This window comes from Roseofilum sp. Guam (assembly GCF_017746735.1).
Classification (GTDB): Bacteria; Cyanobacteriota; Cyanobacteriia; order Cyanobacteriales; family Desertifilaceae; genus Roseofilum; species Roseofilum reptotaenium.
In genome coordinates, this window is record NZ_JAGHZN010000030.1 from 1 (window position 1) to 13,275 (window position 13,275).

The window sequence follows — 13,275 nt, forward strand, 5'->3', positions numbered from 1 at the left end:
TTTAAGAAATAAATTGTCTAAAATTTTATCAGCCTTGACAGAGGAAGAGATAGCATCGATCGCCGGATGGGAGTTTATACAGCGCGAAGCGCTGTAACTGTAAGATTAAGTAAGCAATCAACACAAAGAGAGGCAAATTCAGTTATTGGAATCGCCCAAACTTTTCTTTTTTCTCGGTGGTGATGTCCCGCTTCCACTCGTTGGTCATGGTCAAATTTCCTGATTGAACTCCGTTATTTTTGAGGGGATTAAACTTCTGTTCAACTTCAGCGTAAAGAGTAGGATGATTTCTTTTTAAGGACAGAACATAATCGGCTTTTTTCTCTTGAATACTTCGGACAATTTTGGTCTGAGTCCCCATAGCATCAATGGTGATAATCGCTCCGGTAATATCTAATAACTTCAGCAGGGCAGGGATTGCCGTGATTTCATTCGATTTGTCGTCAACGGGAATTTGTCCTAAAATTAGTTGCTGTTGACTGGCCCAAGCGGTGACTAGGTTTAAGGCTTTAATTTCTTTATCGTGATCGTAACCATTTCCCCATCAAGCTGCGCTCCCTCATAACAGCGCAAAGCGCTGTAACTGTCAAGCTAATACCCTTTCCCATGAAGCGCTTCATAGGGAAAGGGTATCACCTAGAACAATTTAAAAATGAGGGAGAGCGGTTACTTCGACTGCACTTAGTGACCGCTCTCCATTGCTGACCTTCTGCCTTTTAGCCCACGGGTAAAACTTCTGTTTCTGGAAGTGCGGCTCTCAGGGCACTTTTCCGTGCTTCAAACAACTCCAAAAGTTTTTCAATTACAATTTGCAGAACATCTGAAGGGAACAGTGCTAAAAAGTCAGAGGCTTTGAGTTCTCCTTTGAAAAAGGCTTTAGCCTGAAGGGTGAGTTCTCGAATCTGATCGAATCCCATGGATTTGACCATAAAGGTACTCAAGGGGGAATTTTTCAGGTCATAGGATGAATCTTTTAAACGTCCTTTTTCCAGGAGGGTAAGAACCTCTTTTTCTAGTCCATTTCCGGGTTGATGGGGATTGGTGACTGGGGGAAGTAATTCCTCTAAGACGACTCCAACACTGCCTTCGGTACGCATTTCGCCCATCATGGTGGAGATGGGGATGTTTTTACCAAATTGCAAGGAGAGGGCTTCCAGGAAGGCAATGGAGAGCAGCTTGGTGCCTAAATAGAGACGACCAACATCCATGTTCCGTTGCGATCGCTCAATCAAAAGCTGATACTCTGTTGATTCAGGTACATTCCGAAACTCATGGAAAATAATTTCCGGTTTCAAGAAATTCATGAAGCCTTCCATTTTCTGCAATGCTGTGCGATATTGGCTCACCGTATAGGAATTGGAATTTTTCAGGTGATGGTTGGTTTCTGGTAATAAATTCCAGGTTCCATCTAGGAAGCGAGCCGCACTTTCATAAGCAAAGCTACCGACATCACGATTTGACATTCGTACCGAACTGTACACGGTTTCGAGCATAGTTTCTTCCGTGAGTTCAGTTTGATATTTTTCGTTAACTGCCCTTAGTCTTTTGTATAATACTTCGCTACTACTTAATCCTTCTGGTGTTTTAGAGCGAAAGGGAATCGTGGCTTCAATACAAGCGATAATTTGCAGAATTAGACCCGGACTCAAGAAATCTTCATACACCTTAGCGGCAACTAAGGCGCTGAGGAATTCATTTTGTCCTGTCATGGGGGAAAGTTTTTGTCCAGCCTGGAAGTTAAACAAATCCAAGACCATTTCAAACATGCCATCTTTGGGCAATTTATCCCGGTCTAGGATCAGCAGATCCTCTCCAACTTGACTAATAAAGGGACTAATATAGTAACTTAAGTTAAAATTTACACTTTTATCAACTTGTACATAGACCACATCGTGAAATAAAGCCGCCAGGACTTCGATCGCATCGTCTTTCCCACCAACTTCAAAAATATGCTCTGGCGTATGGAAATACCGCCAAGGCCCCGTCATGGTTTGCACAATCAGGTCAGCAATATCGGAAAGCGTACTTGGCTCAACCTTTACCTCTAACTGATCGATCGCCCAAACCAGCTTTTCTAAACATTGTTTTTGGTCATTTTCAAGACTCATGGAGACCTCTGCACCTTTCGTCGATCCAATTAATAATTATCATTATGCACATAAGATAGGAGAGGTGGGAGTGAGCTAGCCAAAATTCACCGCTTCTCCCATCCGTATATTCTCCTGGATTTTTCTATTTTAGGCTTTTTTGGAGGCTAACATGCGTTCTAAGCTCATGCCCAACACTCCTAGAGTTACCAAGCCTAAACCTACCCATTGCTGCATTTTTAGGGCTTCAGCAATCAAGAATAAGCCAAACAGAGCCGTCAGAGCCGGACCACTCGCTCCCACAATAGAGGCTAAAGCAGGGCCAGCAAAGCGAATAGCAAAGTTATTGAGCAAGTAACTTCCGAGGGTGAGAAGTCCCAAAATGCTTCCCCCAATCAACAGACCCGTTTGAGTATTTGGTTCAATGACTACACCCAACTCAGGGGGTAAGGGAAACATCAGGGAAATCCCGGAAAAGACAAAAATAGCGGCAAACGACACTAGAGAAAACGGAATTGGGTGTAATTTCTTGGTTCCCATGCCCACTAGTAGCACGTAACCCGCAAAGGTGATTCCAGCGCCGATCGCCGCCGAGATACCGAGTTGGGTATTTCCTTCGACACCACCTTGAGGCAGGGCCATGATGCCCCCAGCGAGGATAACGGCCATGGCAATAATTCGAGCCAGGTTGGGGCGATCGCCAAATAGGGCCCAAGAAGCAAACACGGTTACAATCGGATAGATAAAGAAAATCGTAATCGCAATCCCTGTGGGAATATTACCAATGGCGATATAAATACAGACTTGGGACAAAAACAGGAAGAATCCACTGCCAACCACCTTGAGCATGTGGTCATAATCATTGGACTCGATGAAGCGCTTCAGGTCTGACCAAACGGAAGGATAGAGAAATGTAGCCAAGATCGGAAAGACCAACATCACCACGATCATCCGCAAAAACAGAATCAGCAAAGAATTGCCTAACCCCGGAGTAATCAACCCATCGACAGGAAACATATCTAATACCAGTCGGGGTTCAGGGGAGAGTTTTAATAAGATTTTCAGGGTGACGTTGAATAAAGAAAGGACGCAAGCGGATAAGAAGGCTAAGAGTAAACCCGTCACCACTTGACCTTCTTTGGGCTTCGGCTTGGGTGTTGGAGGTGGGGTTGGGGGCTGATTAACCGGTTTTTCCCGAGTAGCAGAAGGGGGTATCGGCTCTACTGTGAGTTGTGGTTTTTCAATTTGCGATCGCAAGCGATGGGCCAAACCCTCTAGAGTTCTGATTTCCTCCAGAAGTCTAGCCCCTTTGTCACCGAGGGGCTGGCCATCTTGATTCAATTGATGGGCCAGCTCCTCTTGTAGCCGTTCCAGGTCTTGATTAACTTTCCTTAAAGTCTCTTCGGCGCTTCTTGCCTTAGAGTTGTCTAAGTCCGTATTGTCCATTGATGTTCACTTGAAAGACGACGGGTAGGGGGCGAAAGCCCTTTCCAGAAGTAATAAGGCCTTTGTTGCTTTAAGCATAGCGATCCAAGGGAGAGAACGGAGGATTTTTGCTAGGAATTTAACAATCTTAATGAAGAACCAGCAAGGAGGATAGCCGTCACTGCACCCAGGAGCTTTTAACCCACAGAGCGAGTTGATCTGTGCCGTGTTTATGCCCAAAACAGGCGAACTATTGCCAAGATAGTAGCACTTATACTAGCAGTCAGGGGAAGGGTGATTGCCCAAACTAGGCCAATTTCTTTGAGGGTCTTGAATTTGAGGGGGGAAGAAGGCGATCGCTGTATTATACCAATGCCAACGACAGCACCCACGAGAGCATGGGAGGTGGAGACGGGAAACCCAAACCGGGAGGCGAGTAAAATGGTGGTAGCCGTAGCCACTTCGGCGCAAAACCCACCACTGGGTTTGAGGGGGGTAATGTTTTCGCCGACGGTAGAAATTACGTTTTTACCCCAAATGGCTAATCCGAAAACAATGCCGATCGCTCCAACGATTAAACTCCAAAGGGGGACTTGAAAGTTTCCCGCTATCAGCATATTCCCCTGTCTAATTTGGCTAATCACGGCTAAGGGGGCGATCGCATTGCCCACATCGTTGGAGCCATGGGCAAAGGCGACAAAACAGGCGCTAATGACTTGAAATTGGGCAAAGAGTCCTTCTAGGGGTTTTTCTGAGCTAAACTGATGCCAACTGAGGGCTGTCAGACCGAGAGTGCCCAAGGCGGCTGTACCAATCATGGCAGTATGATTGGGAAGATGGGGAATGGAACAATTGGCAAATAGGGTGGGCAAGACAATTGCCCCAAAGATACTGAATAAACCCGTACAGATCCAGGGAATCCATTCTTGCAGCCTGAGCTGGGATTGAGGATGGTCTAAAATCCAGGCTTTGAGGCGATGATAAAAGACCATGGCCAGGCTACCACTGACCACTGGGGTAATGACCCAAACGAGGGAAATGCGCCCCAGGGTAGACCAATCCATGGCTTCTGGGCCGATCGCCACCCCGCTAAACCCGGCGATCGCTCCGACAATGGCATGGGAAGAAGCCACAGGTAATCCAAAGCTCGTAGCGATTTGTAACCACAGTCCGCAGGTGAGCAGTACAGAAACCATCCCCAGAAAAAGAAGTTGCAGATCGGGGGCAAATTCTTCTAGATGAATCAAGTCGGTGGCTAAGGTTTCGGAGACTCGAGAGCCAAACCAAACCGCTCCGGTAAATTCTAAGATGCCTGCAATCAAGACCGCTTGGGTGAGGGTAATGGCCTTCGATCCGACAGATGTTCCCATGGAATTGGCCACATCATTCGCGCCCAAATTGCAGGCGACGTAGAAGGCCAGTAGAACAGGTAAGAGTAAATCCATCCAGTAATACCTAATTTAAGCTTGATGGGAGAGAGAGTCACAATTATGATTCAAAAACGGATTTTAGGGTTAGATCCAGGATTAGCCCGTTTGGGGTTTGGTATTCTGGACTGCGAGCAATGCGAGGATACCCAAGAGGAGCGCTTGAATCCCTTGGATTTTGGAGTAATTACCACTCCGAGTTCCCAAGCTGTGGGAGATCGCCTCTGTACCCTTTATGATGACCTGCAAGCGATTGTCACCCAGTGGAAACCGGATCTAGCGGCGATCGAAAAATTGTTTTTCTATCGTATGGGTAATACGATTCTGGTGGCTCAAGCGCGAGGGGTGCTGCTCCTGGTTTTAGCTCAACACCAGATCCCTATGGTTGAATATACGCCTGCCCAAGTCAAGCAAACTCTGACCGGATATGGCAAGGCTGATAAGGAGGAAGTCCAAGAATCGGTGATGCTAGAGTTAGCTCTAGAAGAGATGCCCAAACCAGATGATGCGGCTGATGCGTTGGCGATCGCTTTAACGGCCTGGTTTTGCCAATTTGATTAACCCTTAACAAGTAACCCTTATGATCGCTCTTGAAAAACTGACCACGACCCAAGCTTATCAATTTTGTGGCAATGTAGATTTATATAATTCCTGTGCAACGGAAGAGTTAGCAACCCAGGCGGCTGGCGATCGGCAATTTCACCTCATTGGATCTCCCCAAAATAATGCCGTTCCCATCCTCTTATCTGAAGACGATTATCCCTGCTGGTTATCCTTAAACGACTTAGACAAAATCGACTTTGCCTTAGCACCCTATCAACCACGTCCTGTCTCCCGTGCTGAAATAGAAAAAAGGATCGATCGCATCATTGCCTACACCCAATACGCCATGGATCAACCCAATCACTATCTGTGGGGAGGAACAGTTCCCCCTAATTATGATTGTTCTGGATTAATGCAAACTGCTTTCGCCTCGGTCGGGATCTGGATACCCAGAGATGCCTATCAACAACATAATTTTACCCAATCCATTGCTATTGAAGAAGCCGAACCTGGAGATCTACTATTTTTCTCTTCTAAACAACGAGTTACCCATGTCGCTTTATATTTAGGCGATCAGAAATATATTCATAGCTCTGGAAAAGATAACGGTCGCAATGGCATTGGTATAGACACTTTATCCCCTGAAGGAGATTCCTTCAGTCGATATTACCATCAACTTTACTGCGGTGTGGGTCGAGTCACTACAGGCTATATCAGTACCGGCAATCCCAACGCTCAATTTGAATGTCCTATCACCGATCCATGAATTCATGAAAATCGTTCATTTTATTGGTATAGCAGTCTGTGTTGCGTACTGGGTTATAGCGGTTCAACCTTTGGCGATCGCTCAATTTTCTTTCATAGGACAACCGCCTATTTCTAGCCCACCCTATAATACACCTTGGTGGGATCTCAACAAAGCGCAACCCTGTGGGCAAGATTGGTGCAGTGAAGTACATCTTTATAGCCATAGAATCTTAGAACCAGAATTAAAGCTTGCGGTTCCCTCAAATTTTCAATCAGAAAATCCAGAGCAGGCCATTATAGAAGTTGAACAAAGAGCAAAATTAGTTCAATCTTTACTGAATACAGGAATCAACAAAACTCTAAACAATCACCAATTTCCCCACAACTCTGAGCCTAAAAGCTGGAATTTTTGGTCTTTCTGGAATCACGATAAACCCCAACATCCCCTGACTCTACGATTAGCTATTGGAAAGATAAAAAATCAAACGGTTATCTATGCACCTCCTCAGCCTGAATTAGGACTTCTAATCTCCGGTACCATCGTCACAGTTACTGAAATAGATTCCAGAGCCAATTTTACCTCTATTGAAGAATTAGCTAAAACCTGGCAGACTAATTTAGAACTGGCTTTTAGTGAAATTTTATGGGGCAGAGAATTTGATGCTCGATATCTTTGGATTCGATTAAAAATGAGCATCCTAACTCTTCTATTGACCCTTATTATTTTCATGATTCTTCATGTGGCAAGAGAGAAGGTAACGGTCTGGAGAAGAGAGTTCAAAAAAAAGACCCAAACCCTAGTTAAATTACTCGAGAGTGACTCCCAGGAAAATTCTGGAGAAAGTATAGACTCCAAAAATATAGATAAGTTTCTAGAACTCTCTGACTGGAAGTTGATCGCAAGATTAGATTCAGTAAAAGATAATAATGAAGATATTTTTTCTCAAATCTTTTTCATTCATCAAATCAATAATTCGATTGAATTATTGAGAAGGATATTGTTGATTTTACAGCCCTCAGCTTTGTTTTTTTGTCTGGCTGTGATTTTCGGATTATTTAGAACGACTCGATTTTTAACCATTACCTTTAGTGTTCAAGCAGTTTTACTGCCCGCGATTTGGATGCTTATTACTCTAATTGATAAAATATTCGACTTTATCATCGATCATGCATTAAATGAATGGGCTAAAGAAATGCAAGAAGTTGATACTTTATCGAATCGTTATACATTACGTGTAACCACTTATTCCCCAGCTATAAAAGGGGGGAAACATGCTTTATTTCTTGCCTTGGGAATTTATATCACGATTAATCTGTTAGGGGTCAGTATTAAAATTTTAGCTAGCATGGGGGTGTTAACCGTTGTCCTAGCATTTATTTCGCGAAATTTATTGGAAGATATGCTTAATGGGATTCTAATTCTCTGGACCGATCGCTATGCTAGGGGGGATTTTGTTGAGATTAACAACTTTTCAGGTACAGTCGAAATTATTAATCTTTACGTTACCCATCTCAGAAATTTAGATGGTCAACTGATTATTATCCCCAATGGTCAAGTTTCCACTGTGATTAACAGTACTAAAGATTGGTCAAGAAGTAATTTAACGATCAAAATTGCTTTAGGGGCAGATTTAAAAAAAGCTATGGAAACCATTAAGCAGGTATCGAATGAACTTCAAAAAGATGAAGAATGGAAAGATAAAATTTTAGAGCCTGTCAATATTTTAGGAGTGGATGATATTTCCCATGAAGGAAGCATTATTCGGTTTCTGATTAAAACTGTACCGGGGGAACAATGGGCGGTTTCTCGGACGTTTCGTTTACGGATTAAGAAGGCTTTGGATGAAGCGGGTATTTCTCTAGGAATTCCTCAGCAAATTTGGTACACTTATCGATCGGATGAGAAACTGCACCTGCCTATTTCAATTGATCCGGATGATTCCTGATTTTTAAAACTGATAGCATTGGTCATTAATACAGAGTTGAATCAGAACTGATCGCCCTCGCTCGTCAACTTTAATTTCTACAACAAAGGGTTGACTTTCTTGTTGTTGCGCTAAGTTGATTTCCTCATTAATTTTCTGCCGTTGATCTTCTGGCATATAATAGGTTTCTAATCCATAAACCAATTGTCCTTGATTTACTCGTCCCCGTAAGGCAATTTGATTAGAGGGTAAGTTTTGTGGTAAACGAGGACTAACAGCGATCGCACTCCAAGGTTGTGGGAGTTCTCCCTGTTGCTGCTCTTGCGGTTGTTCCAAAATTAGATAAAACTCTCGACTGAACTGGTTTGGCGTACTCGATAATTCATCCCATCCGGGAAGATTCTGCAAGGTTTCCCAGCGAGAAATATCATAACTTAAGGTTTGGGAATAGCCCCGTAACCAATCGTAGGGGTCAACCGGTTGGGTTTGTAAAATCACGGTTTGGCCTGTGATTCTAGTATAGAATGCTTGACCCGGAATGGCTACGACTAAGCCTACCTGAATAGCCAAGGGCACAATTAAGCGCCACCACGGAATCTGAGAGCGTTTTAGGGAAGTTGGTAGAGGTTGAGAAAGGACAGACGGGGGAATAGAATTAGACATAAACCGATCGATTATGCAATGTTCTTAAATGTTCTTAAGTGATGTTTCAAATTTGCTCATCCACTCCAACATCCTGAGCTGCTCTTAAAGCGATCCAGGTTTAGCAAAACTGATTTCAGAGACTTGTCCATCTGATGTTAAGACGAGTGTAATTAAATTACGAGGGCCTTCTCCTGGGGCAGCATAACTTTCAATTGGCCCGTCATAGTTGTAGAGTTTCCGATTGCGATCGCTTAAATCAATGGTATTTTCAGTATCGAGAATCCTAGCATACTCTAGAGCTTGTGCCCGGGAAACGGGTCTACGGGGAAACATAACGGCTCGATTCCCCCCCTCTAAATAAGCACGAGCCAGAATCACCACATCTTGAAATGCATATTGTGATTGAGTTTGATACAACTCAGAGTAAGCTTGATACAACTCAGAGGGTGAAAATAAGTCTGGGCAAGTGCCTATCGCACCACAGAATCGTTTATCCTGTTGAATTTCTGCAAACAAAGCACCATCTAAAGAGCGATTTTGATACTCTGTATTAACACCATAAGCATCGGGATTCATACCAGCAAAATAGGGATCGGGATTCGGACCACTCGCTACTGTGGCAATGACAGCCAACACTGGACCATTATCTAAAGCCCGATCTTCATAGACAAACTCAAACCGGCAGGGGGCCAAACCTGTACCCGCACAATCAACAACTTCCTCATACCCTAAGTCATACATTGTTTTTAACAACCCCCCAGGATTGTAGTGGCGCACGGGGCCGGTCGTTTCTATAGTATGGGGAATCCATCCCTGTGCCATTAATCGCCTCCGTACTTCTCCATAGCGCAGACCCGTTTCAGCCTTCCATTGCTCATTTAATGCGGGGATACTTGCTGGGCCTAGTGCGTGAGTAGCAGAGGTTCGTGAGGGAGCCAAGTCTGTAGGGTTGGCTTTTCCCCCATTCGAGGACTCGATTTCAGGAACTGAAGAAGAGCGAGTCGAGTTTTCAGTCACCTCAGAGGAAACAGAGGTGCAGCCTAGAAGACCTAAGCTGGTCGTCAAGAGTAGGGTTGCCAGGCGAGCAGAGCATTTCCAAGCCAATGTTTGAGTTTTGATCATTTTTAGAAGTTAGGAAATAGAGAGTAGTGAATAGGGCATAGAGAATATTTCTTTTCCTGCCCACCCGACTCCGGTAAGATCGACTATTCTTAATTTTTTTTTTCAAACCAGAATCCGGCTGCCATTACACCTAAGCCGCAGAGAATGAAGACAATAGATTTCAATAATAATCCTGTCTCATATTCTAACATGCGGCTAATAATTTGACCGGTTAATAATATTAATCCACTCCAAAATCTTAAGCGAGTTCCTTGTTTTAATCCGACACGAATCAAGTTAACTGCTAAGAGAAAGATCTCGATATTGATGATTAAGGGGGCGAAAATGGGTAATGGATAGATTAGACTGTGCCAGAGGAACAGAGCGCTAGTTATGGTTAAAAGATTGATGACTAGAAAGCTAGAACTATCGAAACGCCAGCGATCCGGCGATCGCCGAGATTTAGCCAGTTGAAACCACTGCCATACCGTTAACCCCACTAAGGCAAAAATATCGAGACTTAATTCCCATCCGCCTAGGGTATCGTCAATATTACCCCAGCCGCCCCAGCCATTCCACCATCCATGGAAGGACAAGAGGTATAACTGTAGAGCAATCAGCAATAGAGCTAATCTACGAGCAAGGGGCTGAAACAGTTGGTGATCGAAGTTGCCAAAGGCGATCGTGCGATCGTTGTAACTCCACAAAAATGCGGGGGGTAATGTTAACCCTAATGTTAGTTTAACTACGGCGGGAACAGTCCACACGCCGATCGCCGCAAGCTGTATCCATACGGTAGGGATAAACGCGATCATCATTAAGGTGAAAATGACCCGTGAATTCCACCAACGAGCTAAAATAATTCCAACTACTCCCGTAATGAAGGGTGCATGTTGCAAAATTCCGGCAATCCCTGGTAATCTCCCAATAGAAAACCAATCATCTAGACTCGATCCATAGGCAAGAGCCAGTAACACAAGAGAAACAAAGCCTAAGAGAGGCATTCGCAAGCTAATGGCTAAACCGGTTACCCCCAATCCCCAAATCAGATAGAGCTGATAAATGGGGCCATCTAAGTGAAACATTTGGGACATTAATCCCAAGTTCGCACCTAGGAGAAGAGTACCCAAGAGCAATAACCCTTGGCCAAATCGATGTTGCCATCGATCGGAGGCAAATCGCCATAAGTAAAATCCAATACTATAAGTTAGGATTAAACTTGATAGTAATATGCCTATTTTGAGCGATCGCGGCCATCCTTGCCAATTGGCTGCCACAAATGTGATCGCTCCCAATCCCAATAATACTGCCCCTAATCCCACCAATACGGCAATAAATCGGTTACTGGCGGCCACTTCCAGGCGATCGAACTGATAGCGATCGGATAATTGAGTATAAATTTCATCAGAAATTAACCCTTCAGATTTCCAAATTTCAGCCTCTTGGCGCAATTGGCGACGAAATTTCTCGGCCATAAAATTACTTAGATCTTCTCAGTTAAGTGAATTCACTGGAGTTGCTCGCGACCGTTACGAACCACCCGCAACATCTCTCCTAGACGACTTTCCAGATCCTGCAATACCTGATCTGCGTAATCATCAGCTCCTTTTTGAATCATCTCACACTCTTCCAGAAGTTTCTGACGCTGGAGTTCTAAATCTTGCGTGGACTGTTTTTCTAACTCCTGTAATTCCAAAACTAAATTTTCCTTCGTCTTTTGGCACTCCTGTAGCGTTTGTTGCCAAATGGCTTGAGCTTCCTGTTCCGCTTGCTGGACTAAGCTCATTTCGTCTAGAATCTCACTGGCCTGTTGTTCTGCGGCACTAATGAGATCCTGAGAATACCGTTTCGCTTTGAGCATAATTTCATCCCGATTACTCACCAAGGTCACAGATTGCTCAAAGACTTTGGGTAAATGAAACTGAATTAACTCAATTTGATCTAATAACTGGTCTTCATCCACAAATGTATAGCGCGTCCAAGGAATGCGAGTACTCATCAAAATCATTTCCTTGAGGCGCTCTAATTCCTCTTGAATATCAACTTCTGGTTTAGTATTGAGTCCACTGGTTCCATTGGCAGAGGATTCGGCCTGGGGTGGTTCGTGGGGTTCACGTTCTGAGTTTATGGGGGAGGGGTCTTGTTGTAGCATTGATAGATATCGAGGGCAACGTGATGGGGAACTAGGTGATTGATGGAAGCACCAAATTTAGCGATTTCTTTAACCAGACTACTACTCAGAAAGCCATATTCTGTAGACGTTGCCAGAAACACCGTTTCGATTTCCTCTAGGAGGGTTTTATTGGTGTGGGCCATTTGGAGTTCTTTTTCAAAGTCTGATACCACTCTCAGACCCCTCAGCAACACTTGGGCCTGCTGCGTTTTAGCATAGTTTACGGTCAGACCATCAAAACTGTCAACTTTGATATTGGTTAAATGTTCGGTGGCTTTTTGGATCTGACTAATCCGCTTGGTGACTGAAAAGAGGGGATTTTTGTTGGGGTTAACCATGACAACCACAATCACCTCGTGGAATAGATTACAACCCCGTTCAATGATATCGAGATGTCCTAGGGTGATTGGGTCAAAGCTTCCTGGGTAAATGGCAGTTAGGGGTGAACCCATAAATTGGCCCATTAGATGAAGTACATGAGGATTATATAATTAAAAATTAATAATTGTTGATTATTAATTTTTAATTTTTAAGCATTACCCATTCCCCAATCGAATTTCAGTACACAGAGAGGCAAAAACGGTTTCACCCGAGACTTGGGTAAGACTGGTTCGGAGGCGAAAGTTGGGGGAAGCAAACCAGATGCGGTCTTCGGAAACTTGCCCTTGGGATTCTATTCTTAAGGTTAAAATTTCGTCTTCATCTAGGCTAAAAGAACCCGGAGGAGAACCTTCAAGGGAGGAGAAAAATTTGCCCCTCTGGGGGTTTTGAACATCACTATCGCCCACCCAAACCAATAGACGCTCTCCCTTGTAGGATTGGGCAGAGGGATCAATGGTGGCTTCCCAGGTTACAAGAGTGCCTCCTAAGACATTGTTTAGACCCTGGCGATCGCTAAGTGCCTTTACTTTGGGGTCATCGCTGGCTAGAAAATCGACATAGAGGGTAGATTTGCCGGTCTGGGTTTGACTGGATTCGACGGGATGGGCAGTGCGCTGGGAAAACCATTTCCCCGCAGTCTGTTGTAAAAATTCCGTAATATTCATTAAAACTCTCGTACTATCTCCACAAGTTGAGCATCAGTATTGGAAAAAAAGCCAAAATTCTATTTTAGAGCTACAGGAGACGATTCAAGCGATCGCATCTTATGAGATGATAGGTAAGGCAATCCGGAACATTATAGCCGGTTGTCTGGATTGGTG

At 44.1% G+C, this 13,275-nt stretch carries 12 protein-coding genes and 1 pseudogene; 3 read left to right on the plus strand and 10 right to left on the minus strand.

Going from position 1 to position 13,275, the window contains the following annotated elements:
• Nucleotides 1-142: 142 nt before the first annotated feature.
• From J7529_RS13140 to J7529_RS13155, 4 genes and pseudogenes are all read right to left on the minus strand, one after another.
• Nucleotides 143-523: pseudogene (locus tag J7529_RS13140) on the minus strand (ISAs1 family transposase); the annotation flags it as partial.
• 193 nt (nt 524-716) lie between these two features.
• Nucleotides 717-2,108: a hypothetical protein gene (locus tag J7529_RS13145; RefSeq protein WP_318729326.1), complete on the minus strand. Its 1,392-nt coding sequence runs from the start codon at nt 2,106-2,108 to the stop codon at nt 717-719.
• 129 nt (nt 2,109-2,237) lie between these two features.
• A complete protein-coding gene (locus J7529_RS13150) occupies nt 2,238-3,533 on the minus strand; it encodes a DMT family transporter (protein WP_318729327.1) in 1,296 nt (431 codons plus the stop codon).
• A gap of 209 nt (nt 3,534-3,742) precedes the next feature.
• Nucleotides 3,743-4,957, minus strand: a complete 1,215-nt coding sequence (locus J7529_RS13155; protein WP_318729328.1) for an inorganic phosphate transporter — start codon at nt 4,955-4,957, stop codon at nt 3,743-3,745.
• Nucleotides 4,958-5,005: 48 nt separating this feature from the next.
• Here J7529_RS13155 and ruvC point away from each other — a divergent pair, with 48 nt between their 5' ends.
• Genes ruvC through J7529_RS13170 form a run of 3 tightly spaced genes read left to right on the plus strand, consistent with a single transcriptional unit; the run spans nt 5,006 to nt 8,175 of the window.
• Nucleotides 5,006-5,500, plus strand: a complete 495-nt coding sequence (gene ruvC, locus J7529_RS13160; RefSeq protein ID WP_413038883.1) for a crossover junction endodeoxyribonuclease RuvC — start codon at nt 5,006-5,008, stop codon at nt 5,498-5,500.
• 19 nt (nt 5,501-5,519) lie between these two features.
• Nucleotides 5,520-6,248 (plus strand): C40 family peptidase, encoded by a 729-nt coding sequence (locus J7529_RS13165; protein ID WP_318729330.1) that lies wholly within the window; start codon nt 5,520-5,522, stop codon nt 6,246-6,248.
• 4 nt (nt 6,249-6,252) lie between these two features.
• The gene (locus J7529_RS13170) at nt 6,253-8,175 is read left to right on the plus strand and encodes a mechanosensitive ion channel family protein (RefSeq protein ID WP_318729331.1); all 1,923 of its coding nucleotides are present in this window, start codon (nt 6,253-6,255) and stop codon (nt 8,173-8,175) included.
• Nucleotides 8,176-8,178: 3 nt separating this feature from the next.
• On the opposite strand, the gene J7529_RS13175 is transcribed toward J7529_RS13170, so the two are convergent.
• From J7529_RS13175 to J7529_RS13200, 6 genes are all read right to left on the minus strand, one after another.
• Entirely contained in the window at nt 8,179-8,817 is a 639-nt protein-coding gene (locus J7529_RS13175; RefSeq protein ID WP_318729332.1) for a GDYXXLXY domain-containing protein, read from the minus strand.
• 84 nt (nt 8,818-8,901) lie between these two features.
• Nucleotides 8,902-9,921 (minus strand): hypothetical protein, encoded by a 1,020-nt coding sequence (locus J7529_RS13180; protein WP_318729333.1) that lies wholly within the window; start codon nt 9,919-9,921, stop codon nt 8,902-8,904.
• Between the two features lie 89 nt (nt 9,922-10,010).
• A complete protein-coding gene (locus J7529_RS13185) occupies nt 10,011-11,375 on the minus strand; it encodes a DUF2157 domain-containing protein (RefSeq protein ID WP_318729334.1) in 1,365 nt (454 codons plus the stop codon).
• Between the two features lie 32 nt (nt 11,376-11,407).
• Nucleotides 11,408-12,052 carry a DivIVA domain-containing protein gene (locus tag J7529_RS13190; RefSeq protein WP_271938118.1) on the minus strand — a complete coding sequence of 215 codons (645 nt, stop codon included), beginning with the start codon at nt 12,050-12,052 and terminating at the stop codon, nt 11,408-11,410.
• Entirely contained in the window at nt 12,025-12,525 is a 501-nt protein-coding gene (gene coaD / locus J7529_RS13195; protein WP_318729335.1) for a pantetheine-phosphate adenylyltransferase, read from the minus strand. The genes J7529_RS13190 and coaD overlap by 28 nt, the downstream gene beginning before the upstream one ends.
• 84 nt (nt 12,526-12,609) lie before the next feature.
• Complete coding sequence (locus J7529_RS13200; protein ID WP_318729336.1) at nt 12,610-13,119, minus strand: phycobiliprotein lyase; 510 nt, start codon at nt 13,117-13,119, stop codon at nt 12,610-12,612.
• Between the last annotated feature and the right edge of the window lie 156 nt (nt 13,120-13,275).

Bases quoted from the DNA above. Each gene is read 5' to 3' on its own strand.
- J7529_RS13180 (WP_318729333.1), bottom strand. From the start codon at position 9,921: ATGATCAAAACTCAAACATTGGCTTGGAAATGCTCTGCTCGCCTGGCA.
- J7529_RS13155 (WP_318729328.1), bottom strand. From the start codon at position 4,957: ATGGATTTACTCTTACCTGTTCTACTGGCCTTCTACGTCGCCTGCAAT.
- J7529_RS13175 (WP_318729332.1), bottom strand. From the start codon at position 8,817: ATGTCTAATTCTATTCCCCCGTCTGTCCTTTCTCAACCTCTACCAACT.
- coaD (WP_318729335.1), bottom strand. From the start codon at position 12,525: ATGGGTTCACCCCTAACTGCCATTTACCCAGGAAGCTTTGACCCAATC.
- J7529_RS13190 (WP_271938118.1), bottom strand. From the start codon at position 12,052: ATGCTACAACAAGACCCCTCCCCCATAAACTCAGAACGTGAACCCCAC.
- J7529_RS13145 (WP_318729326.1), bottom strand. From the start codon at position 2,108: ATGAGTCTTGAAAATGACCAAAAACAATGTTTAGAAAAGCTGGTTTGG.
- J7529_RS13150 (WP_318729327.1), bottom strand. From the start codon at position 3,533: ATGGACAATACGGACTTAGACAACTCTAAGGCAAGAAGCGCCGAAGAG.
- J7529_RS13185 (WP_318729334.1), bottom strand. From the start codon at position 11,375: ATGGCCGAGAAATTTCGTCGCCAATTGCGCCAAGAGGCTGAAATTTGG.
- J7529_RS13200 (WP_318729336.1), bottom strand. From the start codon at position 13,119: ATGAATATTACGGAATTTTTACAACAGACTGCGGGGAAATGGTTTTCC.
- J7529_RS13170 (WP_318729331.1), top strand. From the start codon at position 6,253: ATGAAAATCGTTCATTTTATTGGTATAGCAGTCTGTGTTGCGTACTGG.
- J7529_RS13165 (WP_318729330.1), top strand. From the start codon at position 5,520: ATGATCGCTCTTGAAAAACTGACCACGACCCAAGCTTATCAATTTTGT.